Here is a 25,433-nt window from a genome sequence, read left to right as displayed (position 1 = left end):
TTTATAACTATGAACGTTTCTCTTATATTAATTATTCTTTTAGTTGGTGCATTTGCCACTTATTTTGTTGGTGACAAACTCGCTTCAAAAGTAGCTTTGTTCTTTAGTTTAACGGCTTTGGGCTGTTCGGTTGTATTGTTGAATCATTTTTTAGCTGGTGAAAACATTAGCTTAATTAATGCATGGATCAATCAGCCTAAAATTTCATTTGCGCTAAATGCTGATGGTTTAGGAATTGCAATGCTTTTGCTAACTGTCGCTTTAACTCCAATTATCATATTTTCTTCTTTTGGAAATGAATATAAAAATGCAAAAGGTTTTTATGCTTTGATCTTATTCATGGCTTTTGCTATGACAGGAACTTTCTTAGCTTCTGATGGTCTTTTATATTACATTTTCTGGGAGTTAGCACTTATTCCAATCTACTTTATTGCTTTAATTTGGGGTAATGGTGATGCTGAAGAAAGAAGAAAAGCAGTGGTTAAATTCTTTATTTACACACTTGCTGGTTCATTATTCATGTTAACTGCTTTCATTTATTTATACCAAAAAGCAGGTTCTTTCTTAATTGAAGATTTATACAAAGTAAACTTATCTGCTTGCGAACAATTCTGGATTTTCTTGGCTTTCTTCTTAGCTTATGCTATCAAAATTCCAATTATTCCTTTCCACACTTGGCAAGCAAATGTGTACCAAAAAGCACCAACAGTTGGAACAATGCTTTTATCTGGTATCATGCTTAAAATGGGATTGTACAGTGTAATTCGTTGGCAATTGCCACTTGCGCCAATCGCTGCAAAAGAATATATGTACATCTTTATCGCTTTAGGAATTGCTGGAGTTATCTACGGTTCTATTGTAGCTTTGAGACAAAAAGATTTAAAGAAATTATTGGCTTATTCTTCTCTTGCTCACGTTGGATTAATCGCTGCTGGATCTTATACATTAACACTTGATGGGTTAAGAGGAGCTGTTCTTCAAATGATTGCTCACGGTTTTGTTGTAGTAGGATTGTTCTTTGCTGCTGAAGTAATTTTCAGAAGATATGAAACTAGAGAAATTGCAGAAATGGGCGGAATCCGTACTCAGTCTCCAAAATTCACCTCAATGTTTTTAATCTTAGTATTAGCTTCTGTTGCATTACCAAGTACATTTAACTTCGTTGGAGAGTTTACAGTATTATACAGTTTATCTCAAATCAATATCTGGTTTGCTATTCTTGGCGGAACTACTATTATTTTAGGAGCTTACTATATGTTAAAAATGTTCCAACATGTAATGTTAGGCGAAACTAATTCTAAAACTTTTGCCGATGTTACGCTTAACGAAGGAATTTCATTTGCAGTAATCATAGCAGTTTTATTATTCTTTGGTTTCTATCCAAAACCAATCACAGATTTGATTACACCAAGCTTGGAAACTATTTTACAAGTTATCAATAAGAACTAATATTTTAAACAAAAAATAAATTAGGATTTCACTTAAAATTGAAATCCTAAATCAAAAAGATAAAAATGAATACATTAATAGCTATAACAGGATTGGGTATTTTTTGCCTATTGTTTGAAATTCTTAATTTAAGAAAGGCCATTGTTCCTATTACCATTTTAGGTTTAATAGGTGTATTGGCACTTAATTACTGTGAATTTGGAACAGAACAAAGTTATTACAACAATATGATAGCAGTGAGTAAGTTTTCTACAGCTTTTTCATCATTGTTTATCGTTTTGACTATTTTCCTTGTAGCATTAAGCCATAATTTTTACCAAAACCACCAATCAAAAATTTCAGATTTCGTTGCAATTAAGGTTTTCTTATTGGCCGGAGCTGTAGCAATGGTTTCTTTTGGAAACTTAGCAATGTTCTTTTTAGGAATTGAAATTTTATCTATTGCTTTATATGTACTTGCCGCAAGTGATCGTTTGAATATAAAAAGTAACGAAGCAGGTATGAAATATTTCTTAATGGGATCTTTCGCTTCAGGAATTATTCTTTTCGGAATCTGTTTGATCTACGGTGCAATGGGAAGCTTTGACATTAGTGATATTCACGAAAGCGCACTTTCTGCAGAATTGCCGATCTGGTTTCCAATCGGAATGATTTTAATGGTTGTTGGAATGTTATTTAAAGTAGCTGCTGTTCCTTTCCACTTCTGGGCTCCAGACGTTTACGAAGGTTCTCCAGCTTTAACAACAGCTTTAATGAGTACATTGGCTAAAGTTGTAGCAATTGCAACTTTATTTAAATTGGTTTCTGGTATGAACTTAATTGCTTCATTAGATAATCAAGACCTTTTACACACATTTGAAGTAATAGTAGTTGTTCTTTCTATCGCTTCTATGTCTGTTGGTAATATTATGGCACTTAGACAAGTAAACGTAAAACGTATGCTTGCTTTCTCTGGAATTTCTCACGCAGGTTTCATGTTAATGACATTATTAACTGTTTCTGCTTCAGCTGGAGTTTTATTATACTACACTGCTGCTTATGCATTAGCTGGTATTGCAGCTTTCAGTGTAATTTTATATGTATGCAGAGATCAAGATAATGAAGATATTACAAACTTCCACGGTTTAGGAAAAACAAATCCGCTATTGGCTGCTGTTCTTACAGCTTCATTATTATCAATGGCCGGAATTCCTATTTTCTCTGGATTCTTTGCTAAGTTATTCTTATTCAACCAAACTATCCAAGCAGGATATATTGGTTTAGTAATCGTAGCAGTAATCAATTCTATCATTAGTGTTGGATACTATTTCAAATTGATCATCGCAATGTATTCTAAAGAGCCAAATCAAGAAAGAACAGGAAGACCATTCCTTATTTATGCTACAGCGATAGTATCAATTGTTTTAAACATTGCTTTAGGTTTATTCCCTTCATTGGTTTTAGACTTATTAAAATAAGATTGTCTCTTTAATTAAAATATTTACAAATCCATTAAATTAGTTTTTAATGGATTTTTTTATGCCTTAAATAAAGAACCGAAATTCATGTTAAAAAATTCTTTCCAAAGATTGCGCTTCAAAAAATCTCCATATATTTGAATTCAATTAAATGTATTAAAATATGAACTTTAATTCAAAAAATCCATTCTTAAACAGTAAGCGTTTTTCATCAAATGCCGAACCAAGAACAGAAGTACACCAAGCTCAGATTATTGATTACAATCAAGAAATGACGGTGTCTGGAACAATCAACAAAACAGCTATTTTATTTCTTATTTTGAGCGGTGCTGCTATGGTGACATGGTGGATGGCTTTTAACGGAATGAATCCAATGTTACCTACAATTGGAGGTGCAATTGTTGGTTTTATTCTAGTATTAGTTTCTTCATTTAAACCGCAGTTGTCTCCTTACCTAGCTCCAGGATATGCTTTATTTGAAGGATTATTCATAGGAGGTATTTCTGCAATATTTGAATTAAAATTTCCTGGAATCGTAATCAATGCGGTTGGTGCAACTCTTGTTACTTTTTTAGTTTGTCTTGGTTTATATAAATTCAAAATTGTTAAAGTTACAGAGCAATTTAAATCGGTTGTTGTTGCCGCAACATTAGCAATTGCTACTTATTATCTAATTTCTTGGATTGTTTCAATGTTTGCGTCGAGCTATGTTCCAGTTCATTACGGAAATTCTATGATGAGTATTGGTATCAGTGTTTTTGTTATCATTATAGCAGCTCTTAACCTTTTCTTAGATTTTGATTTAATTGAAAAAGGTGCAAAAGAAAAAATGCCAAAATTCATGGAATGGTACGGAGCAATGGGATTAATGATCACATTAGTTTGGTTATATATTGAATTCTTAAGACTTTTATCAAAACTTTCTAGTAAAGACTAATAAAGTCTCTTTTAAATAATCCATAAGCCTTTTTGAGTAAAATCAGAAAGGCTTTTTTTATTTCTACAAACTATTTTAGCTTGTAATTATAAAATCTGACTTAAAACTTCTAAGAATAATCTGTTATTCAAAATTCAAAAATAATCCATTTCTTACAAAAATTTGAAATGTAATTTATGTAATTAAAAAAAATTACGAATCTCCTAAATTCAGTAGGCTTTAACCTCTAAATCATCAAAAGCTAGAAAATACGGCTTTCCTCAAACCAAAATAAATATGCAATAAATTACAATTAGTGCAATTTGTTGCATTTTTAACATTTAATGAACCATAAAAATAAAGTATATTATTTTTTTTAGTAAAAAATTTACGGTATTAAAAATTAATATATAATTTCGTGTAATCGATTACAATTAAACCGCTTGGAGTCGAAAGTAAAACCACTTACTTATTATTAACTATCTAAAACAAACACTATGAAAAAAAACCTACTTTTCGTGGCTGTCTTTCTTATGACAGTCCAATTATGGGCACAAAGTATTAATGAAGCTTCTGGCTGGTTAGAATCAGCATTTGTAAAATGGCAACCAGTCAGCGGCGCCCAGACTTACAACGTTTACTACACTGGTAACGGATTTACAGACAAAAAAATAGACGACCAGCTTATTAGAAGTTATGGCTCTTATTTTCGCGCTGATATTCCAGGCCTTAAAGCTGGAACTTATACCGTCAAAGTAAAGCCCGTTATAAACGGTACAGAAGGAACAGAAACTACAACAGGCAACTTAACTGTAACAGCGCATGACAGAAATGGATTTGCTTTTGATAGCGGTCGTGTTCCAGGAGGATACAAAGCAGATGGAACTCCAAAAGATAATGCGGTAATCCTCTACATTACTCAAAATACGAAAAACACAATTTCGATGAATATTACTGGAGCTAGCGCAAATCCTTGTATTGGTTTACAAAACATTCTTTATGCTATTAAAAAAGGAAAAGATACTCGTCCGTTTATTATTCGTCTAATCGGAAACATTACTGATATGTCGGTTATGGAAGGCGGTGATGTTGTAATTGAAAACTCAAACAACGCTTCAAGCTATGTTACGATTGAAGGTGTTGGTGATGATGCTGTTGCAAACGGATGGGGAGTTAGATTGAAATCGGCTTCAAACATAGAAGTAAGCAATCTTGGATTTATGAATTGCAATAGTACAGCGGGTGACAACGTGGGAATGCAGCAGGACAATGATCACGTATGGGTTCACAACTGCGATTTATTCTATGGAAATGCAGGAAGCGATGCCGACCAGATTAAAGGTGACGGAGCATTAGACAATAAAACTTCGACATACATTACATTATCATACAACCACTTTTGGGATAATGGAAAAGCAAGTCTTCTAGGCTTAAGCGAAGGAACAACTTCTGGACTATATATCACGTATCATCACAACTGGTTTGACCACTCTGATTCTCGTCATCCTCGTGTGCGTTACTATTCGGCGCATATTTATAACAATTATTATGACGGAGTTTCTAAATATGGTGCAGGATCAACATTAGGTTCTTCACTTTTTGTTGAAGGAAATTATTACAGAAACAGCAAACACCCAATGCTAACTTCTCTTCAAGGTTCTGACATTTGGGATGAAGCCAACCAAGTAAATAATGCAGGAACAATGGGGACATTTTCTGGCGAAGCTGGAGGAAGTATTAAAGCTTTCAACAATACTTTTGACGCTTCTAACGGAACAAACAACATGCGTTTTGTAGCTTACAATGATCCTAATCCATTATACAATATCTCAGGAAAAATAAGTTCTACAACAGATTTTGATGCGTATGTAGCAACAACAAGAGGTGAAGTTGTAAGCAGTTCTGTAAAATCTAAATCTGGAGCTAATATGTACAACAACTTCGACACAGATGCTAATTTGTATGTAAAAAATTTAGTAATTGATACTCCTCTTGCCGCGAAAACAAAAACTACTCAATATGCAGGACGTGTTTCTGGGGGGGATTTGAAGTGGACATTCAACAATGCTACAGATGATACTTCTTCTTTGGTTATTACAGCATTAAAAACAGCTCTTACAAATTACACTGGAACTTTAGTTGCGATACAAGGCGAAGGAAATCCTCCAGCTGGAACGCAGACTTTAACTTTGACATCTTCTTCAAATAACAATCAAACTGTTGCAAGTGGCACGGCAATCTCATCAATCGTTTTTACATGGGGCGGAGATGCAACTGATGCAACTGTAACTGGAATACCAGCTTCTGGATTGACTTTTGTAAAAAATACTACAGCTAAAACTATAACTATTTCGGGTACGCCAACTGCAACAGTTTCGTACTCAATTGCAACTTCTGGAACTAGTGGTTCCCCAGCCACTGGTTCAGGAACTGTAACCGTTACCGCGGCAGGCACTCAAACTTTAACTTCTACTGGCAACAACAGCCAAACTGTTTCTTCTGGAACAGCTATTGCTTCAATTGTGTTCACTTGGGGTGGAAATGCAACAGACGCAACTGTAACGGGATTACCAGCTTCTGGATTATCTTTTGTGAAAAACACATCTGCAAAAACGATAACTATTACAGGAACTCCAACCGCAAACGTATCTTATTCTGTAACAACTTCTGGAAGCGCAGGAACTCCTCTAACTGCTTCTGGAACTATAACCGTTACAACTGGTTCGTCTGGCGGATCTGAGGTTCATAATTTTACAACTTCTGGAAAAACAAGTTCATTCTATACTATTACAGGAAATATGAATTCAACTCCAGGTTCTGTAACTTATAACGGATTAACGATTACTGAACGTCTAAAAATAGAATCAAGCACATCAATAGCGTATTCAACAACAAGCGCGTCAACTTTAACTTTAGTTTTTGATGCAAGTTTTACTGGAACTATCAAAGTTGATAATGTTTCTTATACAGCATCGGCAGGTGTTGTAACAGCTTCGATTGCGGCTGGTTCTCATACGATAACCAAAGGTTCTGTTGCCAACTTATTCTATATTAGCACAGTTTATGGCGGAAGCACTTTAAAAATGGCTGTAGCCGAAACGGCAACCGCTACAGAAACTTCAAAAATAGTTTTATATCCTAATCCTGTCTCTAGTACATTATACTTATCTGATACAGAACAAAAAGTACAAAAAGTACTTATTTACAATATCTCTGGAAATCTAGTAATTAATTCTGGAAACTCTGAAAGCATTGATACGAGCAGTTTAATTCCTGGAACTTATCTAGCGAAAATTTATACTGTTGATGGATCATTTAACCAAACTCTTATAAAAAAGTAAAATTATCTCAACTAAAAGGCTTCCAATTGGAAGCCTTTTTTTCAATTTAAAAAAATATAAATATTTTATCTTATCTATTTCCATTTTAACTGCAGCACCAAAACATTCACTTTGAATTTATTTAGAAACTTCAGCCTCATTTTCATTATTTTTGGCTAAAGGATAGACATCCAAGTAAGAGGGAACTATTTTTACTACTTTATAATCATCCTTTAAAAATATCAAAATGCTATCGTTCTTTTCATTTACGGTTAGTTCTAACAATAGTGGTTTTTCTTTTTTAGAATCATTCATTTTTCTAAAAGCATTCAAAATTACTAATTCATTAAAGCTAATTTGTGATGCGAATTCTTTTTTATCATTTCCCCATGAGAGGCGAATGCCACTAGGAATATTTTGAAAAATATATGGTTTGCCATTTGTCGCATCTTCCAAGCTCCAATTGTTTTGATTATATAATTCAACTTGTGCTTCTGTTAAATTTAACCCATCTGGTAAGTTGAGATCAATATTATAAGAGTGTTGCTCCATTACCAATGCAACTTTTTTTGCAATATCAATTTTTGAATCAGGATCTTTCTCATTATAATCATCAAAAATATGCCAAGTTTTATTTGCAGATTTTGCTTGATATTCGCCAATTTTCAACTTTTTATCATAATCTGAAATCCATACCCGAATTTTTCCATTTGGCAATATTTCAGCTAAAAAATTTAACAAAATTTGATTGGGGTTTTCTCTTGCAAAAGTGCTTTCATACTGAGTTGTTGTCTCTCTGAGGTGTTTTGCTTTTTCTAAAATGATTTCATAAGGCAACTTAAAATCCCCATTATAGAATTTTCGCTCTGTATAAGAAAACCAAGTTATAGATAAACTATCTGGATAAAAAGCATTATCCTTACTTTGTTCAGAATAATTGATTTCGTCCCACCCATTGTCAATTATTCGATTTTTATCAACATCATAGTTCCAAGCACCTGTGTGATGAAAATAACAAGTACTTACTTGTACTATGTTTCCCTTTTTACTCAGAACACCGCTGTCCCATGTAAATCTTTCATCTGCCTTATAATTATAAATCTGAATCAAATTTGCAAGTACTATGCAAACCAATAAAACTATTAGGAGTACATTAATTCTATCTTCTTTTTTTACAAAATATTTCATAATCAATTTAATGCGAAAACGCTTTACCTAATTGAACTACATACCAAAAAAGTCCAAAAAATATAATGGAAATAATACTGCAAATTACTAATATGACACCAAAGAATCTTCTATAAAAGGTCTTTTTAGGCGCATAAAAATAAATAAGAAGCAAGAGAACAACCATAGTAATCGGCATTGTTAATGTTGTCCAGTTCTCAGAATGATGTTCTCCGTTAAGAAAATAATACTGTAGTGAAACAGCAATGGCTGCTAAAAGAAGAAGTGTTAAAAATGCCTTCATTATATTGTTTTTGATTTTAGGAAATTTAGAACATTTCCCGTGTTGCATTTTACCACTCAGCATGAGGAAGGCTTTCTAAAATAGTATTCGGATTATCTGAAGCAAATAACATTTTTCGTTTTAACTCAAAATTTTTTTTAACCACATACTCACTTGGTAGACTATCGTTAATTGTATTGGCTAATTCATGATCAGCTTCGCCAGAAATTAAGTTATAATTGCTGGTTACAAAAGAACCAGCACCAGAATGAAAAGTACTGATACCAATTAAAACCAAAACATTATCAACATAATTGTAAAGCGTTTCTCTTGCGTTGACTGGTCCAGTCCCTTGCAACAAAATATGCAATGTTTTATTATCTATAGAAATTTTTTCATGGTCATACATCACAAGACCATCTTCTTGAGAATAAGGTTCTAAAGCTTCCCAAGATATATCTTGAAGTTTATATCCTCCTTTTGCTTGTTTTAAAAGGACTAATACCGCACGATTATCTGAAACATCATTTTTATTTATCAATACAATCACAACATCCTTCAGTGCATCATCATTTAAAAAACCTTCTGCTTTGATTTGTATTTCGTAAGGTTCTAAAACAAAATCTCCAATGTTTTTTCCTGTTTTTGGAAAATTTGTTTGTTCCAAAGTCAAGTCTTCTTTAACACTCTCTTCTTTTTCTTCAGATAAATTCTGATTTAATGTGTCAACATTAGATGTTTTAGTTACTACACTTGGCTTTTTATTACAGCCGAAAACAAAAAGTGCAATTAACAACAATACAATTTTATATTTCATTTAATGAATTTTGGCCAAAAATAAAGAAAAATACTATAAATGAAAAAGTCCTTTTTCATAAATTATGAAAAAGGACTTTTTATTAAAATGAATAAATCTACAAATCAAATTTAATTCCCTGAGCAAGCGGAAGATTTGTTGTATAATTGATTGTATTCGTTTGACGTCTCATATAAATTTTCCAAGCATCAGAACCTGATTCGCGGCCGCCTCCAGTTTCTTTTTCACCTCCAAATGCACCGCCGATTTCAGCTCCCGAAGTTCCGATATTTACGTTTGCGATTCCGCAGTCTGAACCTGTTGCAGACAAGAATCTTTCCGCTTCACGTAAATTATTTGTCATAATTGCAGAAGATAATCCTTGAGCAACACCGTTTTGAATTTCGATTGCATTTTCTACTTCACCAGAATATTTAAGTAAATATAAAACTGGAGCAAATGTTTCGTGTTGTACAATTTTAAATAAATTTTCAGCTTCTGCAATTGCAGGTTTTACATAACAGCCACTTTCGTAACCTTGACCAGAAAGCACTCCTCCTTCTACAAGGATTTTTCCGCCTTCAGCCACTACTTTATTTAAAGCTTCAGCGTACATTTCAACAGCATGAGTATCAATTAGTGGCCCAACATGATTGTTTTCGTCAAGCGGATTTCCGATTCGTAATTGTTTATAAGCAGCAACCAAAGCATCTTTTACTTTATCATAAATACTTTCGTGAATGATCAATCTTCGAGTTGAAGTACAGCGTTGTCCAGCAGTTCCAACAGCTCCAAAAACGGCTCCGATAACAGTCATTTTTATATCTGCATCTGGAGTAACGATAATCGCATTATTTCCTCCTAATTCTAACAACGATTTACCTAATCTTCCTGCAACAGTTTGCGCTACAATTTTCCCCATTCTAGTAGAACCAGTTGCAGAAATAAGCGGAATACGAGTATCTGCAGTCAATAACTCCCCTATTTTGTAATCTCCGTTTATTAAACACGAAATTCCTTCTGGAAGATTATTTTCTTTAATAACTTGAGCAATAATATTTTGGCAAGCAATACCGCAAAGAGGTGTTTTTTCTGAAGGTTTCCAAACACAAACATCTCCAGAAATCCAAGCTAAAGCCGTATTCCAAGACCAAACGGCAACTGGGAAATTAAATGCCGAAATAATTCCAACAATTCCCAACGGATGATATTGCTCGTACATACGGTGACCTGGTCTTTCAGAATGCATTGTCAATCCGTGAAGCTGACGAGATAAACCAACTGCAAAATCGCAGATATCAATCATTTCTTGAACTTCTCCGAAACCTTCCTGCAATGATTTTCCCATTTCATAAGAAACCAATTTACCAAGAGCTTCTTTATTTTGTCTCAATTTTTCTCCAAACTGACGTACAATTTCACCACGCTGTGGAGCAGGAATCAATCTAAACTTTTTGAATGCCTCTGCCGCTGTTTGAATTGTTTTTTCATAATCCTCAGCTGTTGACATTTTTACCGAAGCAATTAATTTTCCGTCAACTGGCGAATAACTCTCTAAGATTTCTCCTGAAGAAAAATTATTAATTCCTGTTGATGTTCCGTCATTTATTGTCTTGATGCCCAATTTTTCAAGAGCTTCCTTCATTCCAAATTGCGATGCTATTGTTGTCATTGTAACTTTTTTAGTTAAAATTGTTATATTTTTATGTAAAGATATTGTTTTAGAATTAATTTACGATTGAAGTTAATTCATAAATGAACGTAAATTTAAGTTTATTTTATAGTATTAACTGAAAGGAAACCCAATATTGAATTTATTTCATGAAATTTGCAATACTTAAAATTAAAAATATGACCCATTTTAATAGGCTTCTGCTTTGTTTTCTTTTAGTTTCAACTTCAATATTTTCGCAAAAAGCTAAAACTTCTTTTTCTGTTGTTCCTTTAGGAGTAATGGGTGGTATTGATGAAAAAAACCTTTCGGCTTATTTAATAGCTCCATCAAATACAAACGATTATATCTGTCTTGACGCTGGAACTGTAAATGCTGGAATTGAAAAAGCGATTGAAAAGAAAACGTTTAAAGTTTCGACAAACGAAGTTTTACGTAAATACATTAAAGGATATTTGATTTCTCACGCGCATTTAGATCATGTTTCTGGCTTAATAATCAATTCTCCTGCCGATTCTTCAAAAACAGTTTATGCAACTAAAAAATGCATGGAAATGATGGAAAATCATTATTTCAACAATGAAACTTGGGCAAATTTTGGAGATTCTGGACCAGGGTTTCGTTTAAAAAAATATCATTTTCAAACTTTAGATTTGGCAAAAGAAACTCTTTTGACCAATGCCAAAATGACTGTTAAAGCATTTCCTTTAAGTCATGTTAATCCGTTTGAAAGTACCGCTTTCTTAATTAAAAACGATAATAACTATGCTTTGTATTTGGGAGACACAGGACCAGATGAAGTCGAAAAAAGCAATAATCTTCGTGATTTATGGACCGCAGTTGCACCTTTAGTTAAACAAGGACAATTAAAAGGGATTTTTATTGAAGTTTCTTTTCCTAACGAACAGCCAGACAAGTTTTTATTTGGACATTTAACTCCGAATTATTTAATGAAAGAACTTCATGTTCTAGAAGATTTGGCAGGAAAAGGTTCTCTGAAAAACTTTAAAATTATCATCACACATTTAAAGCCTCCTGCAAAGAATATTGAAAAAATTAAAGAGCAGTTGAAAAATCAAAATGATTTAGGTGTCCAAATTATTTATCCTGAACAAGGGAAGAAGTTTGATCTATAATCAAATATTTGTAGGTTATTTTTTATATTTTAGCTGACTAATTAAATTTTATTAATGGAAATTATTTGGTCAAAGAGGGCGAATTATACTTTTTATAATATTCGAAACTATGTTGAACACTTTTGGTCTCCAATTGTAGCCTAAAAATTTATTAAAGATGTTTTACATATAATTACACTTTTAGAAAAAAATCCTTTGCTTGGTAAATACAATTCAAATTTAATATGTCGAGAAATCTTAATTTCAAAACAGATAAAATTATATTATAGAATAAAGGAAGAACAAATAGAGTTAATTACTTTCTATAACAATCGTCAAAAGCCAATAAAGATGTTTATATAAAGTTTTTACTTTTTAATTCTGCTAACATTTGTTCATGGGTAATAAAATCACCATTCTCTAAATCACGTTTTCCTTGTTCAATATCAGCTTTCAATTCTAACATATAATTTTCTTCAGGCGAAATTATCTTAGCAATTGAAAGAACTTCATCAGGAGTAAAAGTCTGAGTTTTTAATTTACGATAAAAAGTAGGACTGGGAATTCCTATTTTCTCAATGATATAGTTTTTTTTAAAAGGTGATTTACTTATTAAATCTTCAATATCATTAACTATATTTTTATAAGCAATAATTTCTTGTATCATAACTGAAGTAGTTTTGTGTCATTTATGATACAAATATATATAAAAAATGATGTATTCCTTTATTTTTGAATGAAAATACATCTAAAAAAAACCGACAAGTTTTTTAAATTTGTCGGGTTTTGTTTTTTCTATTTCTTCGCTACAAATCTCGGATCAGTTTCCATTATAGTTCCGCAATTATCGCAAGTCCTTAGCTCTTCTGAATTGTAAAAATGTTCAAAATGAGGAAGGAAATCTTTTTCTATATTATGAAGTTCAAAATACACTTCATACAATTTATGATTGCAATTATCGCAATGCCAAAGTAAACCATCTGTATAACCTTGTCCAGCGCGTTTTCTTTCAATTACAAGACCAATAGAGCCTTCTGAACGAACAGGAGAATGTGGCACTTTAGCAGGATGCAAATACATGTCGCCCGCATTTAATTCCATTTCTTTGCGCTGACCATCTTCTTGAATTACAACTTTAATGCTTCCTTCTAACTGATAAAAAAGTTCTTCAGTTTCGTTATAATGGTAATCTTTACGAGCGTTTGGTCCCGCTACAATCATCACAATATAATCTCCAGAATCTACATATAGATTTTTATTTCCAACAGGCGGTTTCAATAAATGACGGTTTTCGTCTATCCATTGGGTTAGGTTAAAAGGTTTTGATATAGCCATTTTTTTTAATACTAAATTTATGAATAGCTAAGGTAGTGAAAAGTATTCAGTCACAGTCGCAGTTTGCAGTTGCGTTGACAAGTCTAGGTAAAACTGCAAACTGCGACTGTGACTGTAAACTTATCTAAATTCTTTTATCAAATAAATATAAACCGGAAAATGATCGCTAAAACCAGCTTCCGCTAATGTATTTCGCAACGGATAACCTTTATATTGCCCAGAATTTTGAATAAGATAAGATCTGTTGAAAACACCTGCTTTCCAAAAATTAAACGTCAAAAAATCAGCTTTAACTAAAGATTCTGTCATTATGATTTGGTCAAAAATATTCCAAGAATCACGATAAGCAATAGTTCCTAAGCCTTTATTTGCAAGCTCTTCAAACGGATTAAAAACTCCAAATTCTTGAACTTCAGCTTTTATTGCTTTTGCCCCTAATCCTGTTTTTATGCTTTTATTCAATGGCCCGTCATTGAAATCTCCCATTGTCATTACTTTTGCTTGCGGATTAATTTGTTGCAATGAATCAATAATTCTTCTATTTAATTTTCCTGCAGCTTCTCGAAACAAACTTGTTGCTTTTTCTCCGCCAGATCTCGATGGCCAGTGATTTATGATAATATGTATTTCTTCATCTTCTAAAAATCCCGAAACCAAAAGCTGATCTCTCGTAAAAACTCGATTTTTATTTTCCTTTTTAACTTCAATTTCATCATCCAAAACTTCTGTTTCTTCTTTTTTAAGAATTTCTTTTCTATAAATAATTAAAGGAATATTTGAATAGGAAGTCGGTCTGAAATATTTTTTCTGATAAAGCAAAGCCACATCTATACCACGTTTGTCTGGCGAATCAAAATGAATAATCCCTAAATCTAACGGCTGCAGTTTTGGCTCTTTGATTAAATCTTCTAAAACGCCGCGATTTTCTATTTCAGCTCCACCAATTAAAGTTGGCGCATTTGAATTTTCTGGCATTCCAATCTCAGATACAACTCTTGCCAAGTTCTTTAATTTTTGGTGATATTTCTCTGCTGTCCAGTGTTGCGCTCCGTTTGGCGTCCATTCGTCATCATTTGTAAACGCATCATCTACAGTATCATAAAAATTTTCAAAATTGTAGAACGCAACAGTATGTATTTTATACTTTTTAGATTGACCAAACAAAAGTGGCAGTGAAAAAAGAAAAAGCAAGCAAAATTTAGATTTTAATGGCATATAAAAAACATTTAAAAAGGCAAATCTAATTAATTTGTAAGATTTTTATTAAATTAAATTTTAGAAATAATATATTTGTTTCGAATAAAGTCTTGTAACTTGCTGAAAAAATCTGACCATTTATAACATGAAAAAAATATTGCTTTTCGCTTTCTTATTAAGTTTTTTAAACACTTTTTACGGGCAAAAAAATAGTCCCAGAGCAGAGGAAATTCGAAAACAATATAAAATTCCAGAATTAGCCTATGCGGTAGTTTCTTCAGATTCTATTTTTGAAATTCAGGCATTGGGTTCGCAGCGTCTCAACTCTTCGTTTCAAGCAAAAATCGATGACAAATTTCGTTTAGGATCCATAACAAAAACCGTTACAAGTTATATTGCAACGCTTTTAGTGAAGGAAGGAAAGATAGAATGGGATACCAAATTCTTTGATTTATATCCTGAATTAAAGGCAGAAAGCAATCCGAATACTCATGATTTTACTTTGCAAGATTTTATCACCTTAAGGGCTCATATTCCAACTTGGTCGTACGGAAATACTTCGCCAACACAAAAAGAAATTAAAGGTAATGACCAGCAGCAGCGTTATGAATTTATCTCTTGGTTTTTTAAACAAAATAAAGTTATTTCTGAAAAGCAAGATGTCTATTGGTCAAATCCAAGTTATGTCGCAGCCGGTCTTATGCTAGAAAAAGCCACCGGAAAAAGTTATGAAAAATTAGTTCAAGAGTTAGGCGATACTTTAAATATCAATTTTGGTTTTGGACAACCAAATTTACTTGATGTCAATCAGCCTTGGGGACATGATGAAGAATTAAAACCTGAGAAACCAGCTTTAAATTACAAATTAAATTGGCTTTCATCAGCAGGAAATGTCAATGTAAATCTTCCTGATTTTTGCAAATTTACTCAGATGCAATTACAAGGTTTATTAGGAAAATCAAAAGTATTATCTCAAGAAGAATTTAATAAAATGCATTTTGGCTTACCAGAATTTTCTTTTGGATGGTATTCTGAAACAAATAAAAATTCAGATTTAAAATATTCTTTTCACTTCGGAAATCCAGGAACATTTTTAACCAAAGTGTATATTTGCAAAGACATCAATAAAGCTTTTATACTATTTGCCAATGTACAGTCTGAAGAAGCTGATAAAGGTTTAATGCTGCTTTTAGGCGAACTTCAAAAACAATACGGAGGTTAAATGGCTAAACCTTAAAAATTAATTTTATAATTTTAAGCAAAAGAAAAAAATGAATAAAAACTGCCTTCACCATATAAAGAGACATTTTGTCTTTTGTAAACTCGCATTTCTTATTTTTGCTTTACAATCATTCAACTGTCAATCTCAACAAAACATGATAACACCGCCGTATTTACAAAAAGGAGATACTGTAGCGCTTTTAGCAACTGCACGAAAAAATATCGATGACAATTTAAAACCAACTATAGATTTATTGCACAGTTGGGGCTTAGAAGCCGTAGTGGGATCTACAATCGGTTTAGATTATCATCAATTGGCTGGAACTGATGAGCAAAGAGCTGCCGATTTTCAAAAACAATTGGACAATCCAAATATTAAAGCAATTTGGTGTGTTCGAGGCGGATACGGAACTGTAAGAATGTTAGATTTATTAGATTTTACTAAATTCAAACAGCATCCAAAATGGGTTATCGGTTTTAGCGATGTAACGGTTCTTCATAATCATTTGAATACGATGGGCTACAAATCTATTCATGGAATTATGCCTGTAACGGTTCCTAGAGCAACTCCAGATGCTGTTAGTTCGTTAAAAGCAGCTTTATTTAACGAACCAATTTCGTATTCAATCAGCCCAACCCCTATGAATCGTTTTGGGAGCGCAACAGGAGAATTAGTTGGCGGTAATTTATCAATCTTATATAGTCTACTGGGATCTCCATCGGCAATTGACTGTAGGGATAAAATTTTATTTATTGAAGATTTAGATGAATATCTGTATCATATTGACCGTATGATGATGAATCTAAAACGTAACGGATGCATCGAAAATCTGAAAGGAATTATTATTGGAGGAATGACAAGCATGAAAGACAACGAAGTTCCGTGGGGAAAAAATGCTTTAGAAATTATTGATGATGTAACCAAAAAATACAATATTCCAGTAATTTTCAATTTCCCGGCGGGCCATATTAGAGACAATAGAGCTTTAATTATGGGAAATACCGTTTCTATAGAAGTTACTGCTTCAGGAAGTACGGTTACTTTCAAAAAATAATATCACACAATCTCCTTTATTAAGGAGACTTCAAATACCACATAAAAATCTCGCAAAGACGCAAAGTCGCAAAGTTTTAAAATGCTTTGTGATTTTGCGTTTTTTCGTGCAATATTCATTTAGTAAAAATAAATTCAAAGATTTTCACACTGAAAACTGTGACTGAGACTGAATACTACAGCAATGGCAAAACATAATGATTTAGGAAAACTAGGAGAAGATCTAGCCGTGGCGCATCTTGAACAACATGGATATACTATTCGAGAAAGAAATTACGTTTCTAATAAAGCTGAAATAGACATAATTGCAGAAAAGGATTCTATTTTGGCGATAGTTGAAGTAAAAACACGTTCGAGTTTAGATTTTGGTTCTCCGCAAGATTTTGTAAAGCAAAAAAAGATACAATTACTTATTAAAGCAGTAAATGCCTACATAAACGATAGGGAAAAAGATTTTCAGGAAGATTTAGAAATCCGTTTTGATATCATTGCAATCCATTTAAACGGGGAATCTATTGCAATTGAACATCTTACTGATGCATTTTATCACTTTTAACATAATTTTTTATTGTTATAATTGTAACAATTTGTTTTTTTATTTATATTTGCAAAGAATTATAACATCGTAATGTTAAATTAACTACCAACTCAACTGTTACCCAAAAAAAAAAAAGAATTATGAAAACTGTTTCTTCTATTGTAGAAAACTACATTAAAACAAAACCATTTTTATTAAATGCCCTGTCGCTCGGAATTATTAACCTAACATCACTTTCGCGAAATATCATGACCGAATTAGAAAGTGAGTTTGGTAAAGAAGTAAAACAAGGCGCTGTTGTAATGTCTTTAAAACGACTGACAGAAGAACTAGATTTTAAATTAAACCACAAAATCAATAAAGTCATTAAAAATATAGGTGAAATCACCGTTCGTTCTGAACTTACAGATTACACTTTCGCAGCGTCTGAAACTGTTTTAAATAAACAAGCAGATTTGATTTCTGACATTAATGCTTTATCTGATATATTTTATACGTCATCTCGTGGTGTAAACGAAACCAATATCGTTGTCAGCAGCAGTGTAAATCACTTAGTTGAAAAACACTTTATGAGAGAAAAATTAATCCAGAAATTAGATAATTTAGCTTCGATTACAGTAAAATTACCAAAAGAAAATATCGTAGTTCCTGGTATTTATTATTTCATTTTCCAACGTTTGGCATGGGAAGGAATCATTATCAATGAGGTAATTTCGACTTCAAATGAGTTTACTATTTTGGTCGGAGAAGATCAAGTTGATGTCGCTTTCAAAGTAATTAAAGACTTGAAAAACTAACTAATAATATATACAATAAAGAATCCTTTTGATTCTCCTTTGCACGCAATCCTTTTATCTTTCCTGAAGATAAAAGGATTTGTTTTTTTAATCTGATGTTAATATTCTTTTTTATGATAAGAATATTCTGAAAAGATAGATTCTGAAATAAATTTTATTTAATAAAAGCGTCAATATGACACTTACTTGTAAAAAGCCACTTGACGCTACATTTTATATCTTTTACACAAAAAACTAACAAAAAATACGAATTAAGTTTTTTTAAATATAATTTATTAAGAATAATATTTTTATATATTTGCTAACGCATCAAGAAAAAACACCAATTTTGACTGTATAATGAATTAAATTATTTTGAAATAAGTATTCCCAAAGTTCAAATCGAATAATGCTTTTTTCAAATTGACGATACAATTATCTAACCAAAACCACAATAATGCCATTGAAATCACTCTTAGGAGTGATTTTTTTTTGACTTCTCTTAATTTTTTATTTAAAAAAAATCCAATAAAATCAATACTTGACAAGTTTATTAGTTTTTAAAATGTTAGAATTTAAAAATTTCTAATGATGAGATAACAATTCAATCATCACTTATCTTCAGGAGTTTATATTGTCAATATTATTTCTAAAGATTTCAAAGCAACTGAAAAACTGATTGCCAAATAAGAACACAACAGAATCAATTTAAGACGTATGATAAATTTCATTAATAAAGTAATTCAAAATGAGGTTTCCCGTATTGATTTCACCATATGATTTCATTTATTTGCACTTTAATTTAATCCCAAAAAAAATGAATAAAAAACTACTTTTACTTAGCCTTATATTAGCAGGAGGATTATTTTTCTCTTGCTCCAGCGACGATTCTGGAGATAAACCCGAAACTCCAGTTGCACCTGTAGTAAAAGACCCATTGCCAATTACTATTACAGCAATTTCTGATTTTGTAATTACTGGACAAGATTTAGAAATTAAAGGGACAAATTTTGTTAACAAAGATTACCCAACTGTATTATTTATAAATGATACAGAGCAAATCACTGCTAAGGAAGTTACAGATACCAAAATTGTAATTTCAGTAACAGATGCAATAAAAGCGGGTACAAATTCGATAAGAATTCAAATTAATAAAACACTAAGTGACCGTTCCAATTTCTATGTTATGAAAAAAGGATGGAATAAATTAAATGGTTTAGGGTCATATGATATTATGACTTCTAACGTATTTGATGACAGTAATTCTGTTTTCTCATTTGCGGACAGTGATATCCGTGATTTTGCATTCTGGGGATTTCCAGCAAAACTACAAGCAACTTCAGAAGGTCTTAAACAAACTTATATTAAACAACTTGGCAGCTATGGTGCTTTTAAAATGATAAATGATAAATCTGGTGTTTTAACAAATACTAGTCAAGCATTTTATTCTGACAGCGGTTTTGAAAATAATAACGCTACAAGTGTAACATCAAATTTTAGTCCTGCAATTAATGGATTAAATATTAGCTATCTAGATCAGAATATAAGTATCGTAAGTACATTTAGAGGAGCACAGATTTATACAGCAGATAATGGAGCTACAATTATTAAAAACGATCCTCCAGTATGGACAGCTAGAGGAAATTTCTATAGAGCTTCTATCACTACTTTAGCAAAATCTACATCAAACGGTAAATTTTATCAGTTAGGAATAATAAATGATTATATTAAAGATGGTTCAAATAAACATAGAAATGTTGTAATGGAATCTTCAACTGGATATAGCGATTGGACTGTGATTGATACTATTTCTAAAACAAATCTTGACCTTTCTTACGGTTATAAATTCTTAAACATCAACAAGATTTTTACTATAGACAATACAAACAAAGCACTAGTTGCTTCTAGTGATATGCTAAAAACATGGAGTGTAGTTAAAACTGATGTAAAAAGTGTATTTCTTAGAACAGAAACACAGTGGTACATACAATCTGGCGATAAAATTTATGTTACAAAAGATGCTGGAGCAACATGGGAATTGGAGCTTGAATTACCAGCAGAATCAGTAGTAAATGATATTTCTTTTTCTAAATCGAAAATTATTGTTTCAGGAAATAAAGGTTTACATTATTTGAAACTAGAATAACTTTTTTAAAGTAAACTTAAAAGGCGTATGAAAATAACTCATACGCCTTTTTTTATTTCTAAAACGAATAATTCATAGCGAAGCCAACATTATTCTTAGAAGTTATATCATTGCTTATTAGCGAAGGTTTAAAAGCTAGCTTTTCACTTACATTAAACTGAGATAAAGCCGCATCAACATTGGCATCTATAATGTTTAAGACATAAAAACCAATCATAAACAAGGCAGATAAATCTCTGTTTCTTTGATAGCCTTTTTGAGCTGTAATTAACTGGCTTTCGCTGAGTCTTGCCAAAAATTCAGAATCACTCTTTTTACCTTCGAGTCTGTTTTTATATTCGTTTCTATAAATATTGTAGTTTTTCTGATTGTCTACATACAAATAAGCACTCGTGCCAATTGCACCATAAACCAAAGGAAGTTTCCAATATTTTTTATTGTAAATCTGACCTAAACCTGGCAAAACAGCAGAATAAAATGCCGCTTTCGCAGGTCGAAGCGGGTCAATAGTTTCAGATTTTAAAGTATCATTTAAAATGGTTTTGCCTTTTCCTTGAGCGAAAATTGACGTAAGTCCGAGAAATAAAAAAAGAACAAGAAATTGATTTTGCATAAAAGTTGGCTTTGAAAATTTTGATTCAAAGAAAACTTTTTAGTTCTAAGGTTTTTCTTAAATAAAAGGTAAATAAAACTTAATTTTTAAAGTTTTATTTAAATTAGAATTTTAAAAAATAAATCGTGACCTGAACGATAGCGAACGGGTGAAGCAATTTGTGTCCATTTTTTTTACTCTCCCAACAATTCCATCAATTCCAAAGCGCGTTTGGTCGATTTTACATTCTCAAAAGTTAATAAAAGTCGCAAACCATTTGGTGTTTGTTTTTCTTTCATTTGGCAAAGCGAACTATGCTTTTGTACAAATTGCAAAACCTTTCTAAATTTCGAAGACTGATAATAATCTGATTGTTGATCGGATACGAAATAACCAATCATTTTACCTTTCTTCATCACCAGTTTTTCAATACCAACAGCCGTAGCAATCCATTTAATGCGAATACTATTCATAAGTGCATTGGCACGAGGAGGCAATGGCCCAAAACGGTCAATTAATTTATTTTGAAAAATGACTAATTCTTCTTCATTTTTTACAGAACCCAATTCGTTATATAAACTCAATCTTTCCGTGACATTATTGATATATTCATCAGAAAATAAAAGCTCAAAATCGGTATCGATTTGTAAATCTTTTACATATTCCTTAGTTTCAATATCATTTTCTTCTGGATACAAATCTTTGAATTCGTTTTCTTTTAATTCTTCAATCGCCTCGTTCATGATTTTTTGGTACGTATCAAAACCAATTTCATTAATGAAACCACTTTGTTCGCCTCCTAATAAATCTCCTGCTCCACGAATCTCCAAATCCTTCATAGCGATGTTGAAACCGCTTCCCAATTCGCTGAATTGTTCCAATGCCTGAATACGTTTTCTCGCATCTTCGGTCATCGATGAATACGGCGGACAGATAAAATAACAAAAAGCTTTTTTATTGCTTCGCCCAACGCGACCACGCATTTGATGCAAATCTGATAATCCAAAATTATTCGCGTTATTGATGAAAATCGTGTTCGCATTTGGAACGTCCAATCCGCTTTCGATGATTGTTGTGGCTACCAAAACATCAAAATCACCGTTCATAAAACCTAACATCAATTCTTCTAGTTTCGCACCATCCATTTGTCCGTGGCCGATTCCGACTCTTGCATTTGGAACCAAACGCTGAATCATTCCTGCCACTTCTTTTATATTTTCGATTCGGTTATTGATAAAGAAAACCTGTCCGTTTCGCTGAATTTCATACGAAATCGCATCACGGATAATTTCTTCATTAAAACCAACCACATTTGTTTCTATCGGATAACGGTTTGGCGGAGGCGTTGTAATTACCGATAAATCACGCGCCGCCATTAATGAAAACTGAAGCGTTCTTGGAATTGGCGTTGCTGTTAATGTCAACGTATCAACATTCGCAGCGATGGTTTTTAGTTTATCTTTTACGTTTACTCCAAACTTTTGTTCTTCATCAACAATCAATAATCCAAGGTCTTTAAAAACCACATTTTTGTTTACTAATTGATGAGTTCCAATTACGATATCTAATTTTCCTTCCGCCAAATCTTTTAAAGTTTGCGTTTTTTGTTTCGCCGTTCTGAATCGGTTTAAGTAACCAATTGAAACTGGCATATCTTTCAAACGTTCCGAAAAGGTTCTAAAATGCTGATACGCCAAAATCGTAGTCGGAACCAAAACCGCAACTTGTTTACTGTTGTCAACCGCCTTAAAAGCAGCACGAATCGCAACCTCAGTTTTACCAAAACCAACATCACCACAAACCAAACGGTCCATTGGGCGATCGCTTTCCATATCGGCTTTTACTTCAGCCGTTGATTTGGTTTGATCGGGAGTATCTTCATAAATAAACGAACTTTCTAATTCGTTCTGAAGATAACTATCGGGTGCAAACTGAAAACCTTTTTCTAAACGACGCTTCGCATATAACTGAATCAAATTGAACGCAATATGTTTGACGCGCGCTTTGGTTTTCTGTTTTAAAACCTTCCAAGCGTTCGATCCGAGTTTGTAAATTTTTGGAGGCGTTCCGTCTTTTCCGTTGTATTTTGAGATTTTATGAAGCGAGTGAATACTCACATACACAATATCATTATCAGCATAAACCAATTTTATGGCTTCTTGAGTTTTTCCTTCAACTTGAATTTTTTGCAATCCGCCAAATTTCCCGATTCCGTGATCGATGTGCGTCACATAATCGCCAACAGAAAGCGCGGTTAATTCTTTTAAAGTGATATTCTGCTTTTTCGAATACCCATTTTTTATGTTGAATTTATGATAACGCTCAAAAATCTGGTGATCTGTATAAGCCGTTATTTGATTTTCTTCATCAATAAAACCTTGATATAAAGGCAATACAATAGTGTGATACTGTTTTCTAATATTCTCCGAATTGGCTTCATCTAAGCTTTCAAAAATATCATGAAACCGTTTAGCCTGAGTATAATTCGAACAAAACAAATAATTGACATATCCGTTAAAATGATTTTCGCTCAGGTTATTCAGCAATAAATCAAATTGTTTATTAAAAGATGGCTGAGGCTGAATATGAAATTCGAATTTTTTAGCTGTTTTATAAACTGGCCTTGAAGCCAATTCTACAACCGAAAAGTCCAAAGATCTTTTTATAAATGACGCCTGATTTAAAAACAATTGTTCTGGCGTAGCGTGTTTTATTTCTTTCGACAATTTCTCAAAAGCTTCTTCAGCTCTTGCAAATTGCTTGTCCAACTGACTAAAAAGCCCTTCTGTATTTTGGATGAAAATAACTGTTTTTTCAGCAATATAATCTAAGAAGCTTTCACGATTTTCCTGAAAAAGTTTGTTTTCAACATTCGGGATAATCGTGATTTTTTTATGCGTTTCGACAGACAATTGCGTTTCAACATCAAAAGTTCTTATGCTGTCAACTTCATTTCCGAAAAACTCAATTCGGTATGGATGATCGTTTGAAAAAGAGAATACATCGACAATTCCTCCACGAACCGAAAATTCTCCAGGTTCTGTGATGAAATCTACTCTTTTAAATTCATATTCAAATAAAATTTCGTTGATAAAATCGATAGAAATTTTATCATTCAAAGCTACTTTTAAAGTGTTTTTATCTAATTCTCTTCTAGTAACAACTTTTTCAAAAAGTGCTTCTGGATACGTAACAATTATGGCCGGTTTTTTTCTTGAATTGATTCTATTTAAAACCTCAGCACGAAGCAAAACATTCGCGTTGTCGGTTTCATCAATCTGATACGGGCGACGAAATGAAGCGGGATAAAACAATACGTCTTGCTCGCCGATCATTTGTTCTAAATCGTTTAGGTAATATGCCGCTTCTTCTTTGTTGTCTAAAACAATCAGAAAAGGCAGTTCGGTTTTCCTGAAAACGGAACGGATAACAAATGAAACTGCGGATCCTAACAATCCGCTGATGTTCATTTTTACCTGATTTCCTTCCAGTAAACTTGATGCAATCTGCTGTGCTTTTGGCAGATTATCGTAGGTTGTATATAAGGCGTTTTTACTCAACTTTTGGTATATTTTGATCTACTGGCGGTGCCGAACTCGGAATCGCGCGGGTTGTGTCTAACATTCTAAGGAATTCTGCTTCTCCTTCTTCTTTCGGAATTTTAGCTTTTTCAACAATTTTATCCATTTGCCTTTCCAACGAAATCATTTCCTTATTGATTTCTTGTATCAAAAACACAACTTTATCATCTGGAATAGTACTTAAATGAATAAATAAATCCAGCATTTTAATTTTAGTAATTAAAATAGAAATACGGCTTTTAATCTGTGGCTGATTAAATTGCGGCGGTATATTGTTGTTTAAAGCTATAGCTTTTTTAGAAATCGCAGCCGATTTTTTCTGAAAAGCTCCAATTGTTTTTCTAGGCTTTTCTCCAATTTCCTTTATAAATTCACGCCACTCTGTCCATGAATTCAATTGTGATTCTGAGATTTCGTTGATTGGTTCATCTAGAAAAGTCCAGCCTTTACTTATATTGTTAAAAATAACTTCTTTCTTTTTCGCTTCTTTTGCATTTTCCGCAAGGCGTTTTTCATTTTCATTTTGGCAAGAAAATAATACAGTTGTCAAAAGCAGAAAAAGAGATATTTTGTATTTCATTTATTAAAATGTTAGGCTGCAAAGTTACGAAGTAAATTTACAATTATGAATTCTGTTTTTATGCTAAAGATTCTATAAATCAAGGTTATTTTTTTTGCCTTTTCTAACGTTAAATAAGACGTTTTTTCGTTTTGTTTTGTTTAAAAATGACATTTAATACTGAAATAAAAAGACATAAAGACACAATCTAGTAAAATGAATAATCTAACAAACAAAGTTTTAAATTACTGAATTAATA

General features: G+C 32.4%; 20 protein-coding genes. 10 read left to right on the top strand and 10 right to left on the bottom strand.

The window, feature by feature from the left end; all coding sequences use genetic code 11:
* The first annotated feature begins 9 nt into the window (after positions 1–9).
* The 4 genes from QLQ96_RS06035 (at position 10) to QLQ96_RS06020 (ending at position 7,163) form a co-directional block, all read left to right on the top strand.
* Positions 10–1,449 carry a complex I subunit 4 family protein gene (locus QLQ96_RS06035; RefSeq protein ID WP_482495525.1) on the top strand — a complete coding sequence of 480 codons (1,440 nt, stop codon included), beginning with the start codon at positions 10–12 and terminating at the stop codon, positions 1,447–1,449.
* A 65-nt stretch (positions 1,450–1,514) separates the two neighbouring features.
* Positions 1,515–2,906: an NADH-quinone oxidoreductase subunit N gene (locus QLQ96_RS06030; protein ID WP_482495523.1), complete on the top strand. Its 1,392-nt coding sequence runs from the start codon at positions 1,515–1,517 to the stop codon at positions 2,904–2,906.
* Between the two features lie 163 nt (positions 2,907–3,069).
* Complete coding sequence (locus QLQ96_RS06025; protein WP_482495521.1) at positions 3,070–3,843, top strand: Bax inhibitor-1/YccA family protein; 774 nt, start codon at positions 3,070–3,072, stop codon at positions 3,841–3,843.
* A 476-nt stretch (positions 3,844–4,319) separates the two neighbouring features.
* Positions 4,320–7,163, top strand: a complete 2,844-nt coding sequence (locus tag QLQ96_RS06020) for a pectate lyase family protein (protein ID WP_482495520.1) — start codon at positions 4,320–4,322, stop codon at positions 7,161–7,163.
* A 117-nt stretch (positions 7,164–7,280) separates the two neighbouring features.
* Here the strand turns inward: QLQ96_RS06020 and QLQ96_RS06015 are convergent, their stop codons facing one another.
* From QLQ96_RS06015 to amaB, 4 genes are all read right to left on the bottom strand, one after another.
* A complete protein-coding gene (locus tag QLQ96_RS06015; protein WP_482495518.1) occupies positions 7,281–8,330 on the bottom strand; it encodes a DUF2931 family protein in 1,050 nt (349 codons plus the stop codon).
* A 7-nt stretch (positions 8,331–8,337) separates the two neighbouring features.
* Positions 8,338–8,613, bottom strand: a complete 276-nt coding sequence (locus QLQ96_RS06010; protein WP_482495516.1) for a hypothetical protein — start codon at positions 8,611–8,613, stop codon at positions 8,338–8,340.
* Positions 8,614–8,662: 49 nt separating this feature from the next.
* Entirely contained in the window at positions 8,663–9,409 is a 747-nt protein-coding gene (locus QLQ96_RS06005) for a hypothetical protein (protein WP_482495514.1), read from the bottom strand.
* A 97-nt stretch (positions 9,410–9,506) separates the two neighbouring features.
* Positions 9,507–11,060 carry an L-piperidine-6-carboxylate dehydrogenase gene (gene amaB, locus QLQ96_RS06000; protein WP_482495513.1) on the bottom strand — a complete coding sequence of 518 codons (1,554 nt, stop codon included), beginning with the start codon at positions 11,058–11,060 and terminating at the stop codon, positions 9,507–9,509.
* Between the two features lie 179 nt (positions 11,061–11,239).
* Between amaB and QLQ96_RS05995 the strand changes: the two genes are divergently transcribed.
* Positions 11,240–12,196: an MBL fold metallo-hydrolase gene (locus QLQ96_RS05995; RefSeq protein WP_482495511.1), complete on the top strand. Its 957-nt coding sequence runs from the start codon at positions 11,240–11,242 to the stop codon at positions 12,194–12,196.
* Positions 12,197–12,530: 334 nt separating this feature from the next.
* Here QLQ96_RS05995 and QLQ96_RS05990 read toward each other — a convergent pair whose 3' ends face one another.
* The 3 genes from QLQ96_RS05990 to QLQ96_RS05980 form a co-directional block, all read right to left on the bottom strand.
* Positions 12,531–12,842: a hypothetical protein gene (locus tag QLQ96_RS05990; RefSeq protein ID WP_482495509.1), complete on the bottom strand. Its 312-nt coding sequence runs from the start codon at positions 12,840–12,842 to the stop codon at positions 12,531–12,533.
* A gap of 128 nt (positions 12,843–12,970) precedes the next feature.
* Positions 12,971–13,510, bottom strand: a complete 540-nt coding sequence (locus tag QLQ96_RS05985; RefSeq protein WP_482495508.1) for a 3-hydroxyanthranilate 3,4-dioxygenase — start codon at positions 13,508–13,510, stop codon at positions 12,971–12,973.
* 120 nt (positions 13,511–13,630) lie between these two features.
* Entirely contained in the window at positions 13,631–14,725 is a 1,095-nt protein-coding gene (locus tag QLQ96_RS05980) for an endonuclease/exonuclease/phosphatase family protein (protein WP_482495506.1), read from the bottom strand.
* Between the two features lie 127 nt (positions 14,726–14,852).
* Between QLQ96_RS05980 and QLQ96_RS05975 the strand changes: the two genes are divergently transcribed.
* From QLQ96_RS05975 to QLQ96_RS05955, 5 genes are all read left to right on the top strand, one after another.
* Entirely contained in the window at positions 14,853–15,929 is a 1,077-nt protein-coding gene (locus QLQ96_RS05975) for a serine hydrolase domain-containing protein (protein WP_482495504.1), read from the top strand.
* Positions 15,930–16,083: 154 nt separating this feature from the next.
* Complete coding sequence (locus tag QLQ96_RS05970; protein ID WP_482495502.1) at positions 16,084–16,983, top strand: S66 peptidase family protein; 900 nt, start codon at positions 16,084–16,086, stop codon at positions 16,981–16,983.
* 183 nt (positions 16,984–17,166) lie between these two features.
* Positions 17,167–17,538, top strand: coding sequence for a YraN family protein (locus tag QLQ96_RS05965; RefSeq protein ID WP_482495501.1), 372 nt, complete (start codon positions 17,167–17,169; stop codon positions 17,536–17,538).
* 122 nt (positions 17,539–17,660) lie between these two features.
* A complete protein-coding gene (locus QLQ96_RS05960) occupies positions 17,661–18,317 on the top strand; it encodes a hypothetical protein (RefSeq protein ID WP_008466087.1) in 657 nt (218 codons plus the stop codon).
* A gap of 796 nt (positions 18,318–19,113) precedes the next feature.
* Positions 19,114–20,442, top strand: a complete 1,329-nt coding sequence (locus QLQ96_RS05955; RefSeq protein WP_482495498.1) for an IPT/TIG domain-containing protein — start codon at positions 19,114–19,116, stop codon at positions 20,440–20,442.
* A gap of 58 nt (positions 20,443–20,500) precedes the next feature.
* Here the strand turns inward: QLQ96_RS05955 and QLQ96_RS05950 are convergent, their stop codons facing one another.
* The 3 genes from QLQ96_RS05950 to QLQ96_RS05940 form a co-directional block, all read right to left on the bottom strand.
* The gene (locus tag QLQ96_RS05950) at positions 20,501–21,055 is read right to left on the bottom strand and encodes a DUF5683 domain-containing protein (RefSeq protein ID WP_482495496.1); all 555 of its coding nucleotides are present in this window, start codon (positions 21,053–21,055) and stop codon (positions 20,501–20,503) included.
* 173 nt (positions 21,056–21,228) lie between these two features.
* Positions 21,229–24,594, bottom strand: a complete 3,366-nt coding sequence (mfd, locus tag QLQ96_RS05945; RefSeq protein WP_482495494.1) for a transcription-repair coupling factor — start codon at positions 24,592–24,594, stop codon at positions 21,229–21,231.
* On the bottom strand, positions 24,587–25,195 hold the full coding sequence (locus tag QLQ96_RS05940) for a hypothetical protein (RefSeq protein ID WP_482495492.1): 609 nt from the start codon (positions 25,193–25,195) through the stop codon (positions 24,587–24,589). Before QLQ96_RS05940 ends, mfd begins: the two co-directional genes overlap by 8 nt.
* Positions 25,196–25,433: the final 238 nt, after the last annotated feature.

The sequence above is a fragment of the Flavobacterium sp. B167r genome (assembly GCF_056824315.1).
This window is presented reverse-complemented; position numbering and strand designations above follow the sequence as displayed.

Coding starts and splice junctions, on each gene's coding strand:
- QLQ96_RS06005 (WP_482495514.1), bottom strand. CDS start 9,409: ATGAAATATAAAATTGTATTGTTGTTAATTGCACTTTTTGTTTTCGGC.
- QLQ96_RS05975 (WP_482495504.1), top strand. CDS start 14,853: ATGAAAAAAATATTGCTTTTCGCTTTCTTATTAAGTTTTTTAAACACT.
- QLQ96_RS05955 (WP_482495498.1), top strand. CDS start 19,114: ATGAATAAAAAACTACTTTTACTTAGCCTTATATTAGCAGGAGGATTA.
- QLQ96_RS05970 (WP_482495502.1), top strand. CDS start 16,084: ATGATAACACCGCCGTATTTACAAAAAGGAGATACTGTAGCGCTTTTA.
- QLQ96_RS06025 (WP_482495521.1), top strand. CDS start 3,070: ATGAACTTTAATTCAAAAAATCCATTCTTAAACAGTAAGCGTTTTTCA.
- QLQ96_RS06020 (WP_482495520.1), top strand. CDS start 4,320: ATGAAAAAAAACCTACTTTTCGTGGCTGTCTTTCTTATGACAGTCCAA.
- QLQ96_RS05995 (WP_482495511.1), top strand. CDS start 11,240: ATGACCCATTTTAATAGGCTTCTGCTTTGTTTTCTTTTAGTTTCAACT.
- QLQ96_RS06030 (WP_482495523.1), top strand. CDS start 1,515: ATGAATACATTAATAGCTATAACAGGATTGGGTATTTTTTGCCTATTG.
- QLQ96_RS05985 (WP_482495508.1), bottom strand. CDS start 13,510: ATGGCTATATCAAAACCTTTTAACCTAACCCAATGGATAGACGAAAAC.
- QLQ96_RS06015 (WP_482495518.1), bottom strand. CDS start 8,330: ATGAAATATTTTGTAAAAAAAGAAGATAGAATTAATGTACTCCTAATA.
- amaB (WP_482495513.1), bottom strand. CDS start 11,060: ATGACAACAATAGCATCGCAATTTGGAATGAAGGAAGCTCTTGAAAAA.
- QLQ96_RS05950 (WP_482495496.1), bottom strand. CDS start 21,055: ATGCAAAATCAATTTCTTGTTCTTTTTTTATTTCTCGGACTTACGTCA.
- QLQ96_RS05990 (WP_482495509.1), bottom strand. CDS start 12,842: ATGATACAAGAAATTATTGCTTATAAAAATATAGTTAATGATATTGAA.
- QLQ96_RS05960 (WP_008466087.1), top strand. CDS start 17,661: ATGAAAACTGTTTCTTCTATTGTAGAAAACTACATTAAAACAAAACCA.
- QLQ96_RS05980 (WP_482495506.1), bottom strand. CDS start 14,725: ATGCCATTAAAATCTAAATTTTGCTTGCTTTTTCTTTTTTCACTGCCA.
- QLQ96_RS05940 (WP_482495492.1), bottom strand. CDS start 25,195: ATGAAATACAAAATATCTCTTTTTCTGCTTTTGACAACTGTATTATTT.
- QLQ96_RS06035 (WP_482495525.1), top strand. CDS start 10: ATGAACGTTTCTCTTATATTAATTATTCTTTTAGTTGGTGCATTTGCC.
- QLQ96_RS05965 (WP_482495501.1), top strand. CDS start 17,167: ATGGCAAAACATAATGATTTAGGAAAACTAGGAGAAGATCTAGCCGTG.
- QLQ96_RS06010 (WP_482495516.1), bottom strand. CDS start 8,613: ATGAAGGCATTTTTAACACTTCTTCTTTTAGCAGCCATTGCTGTTTCA.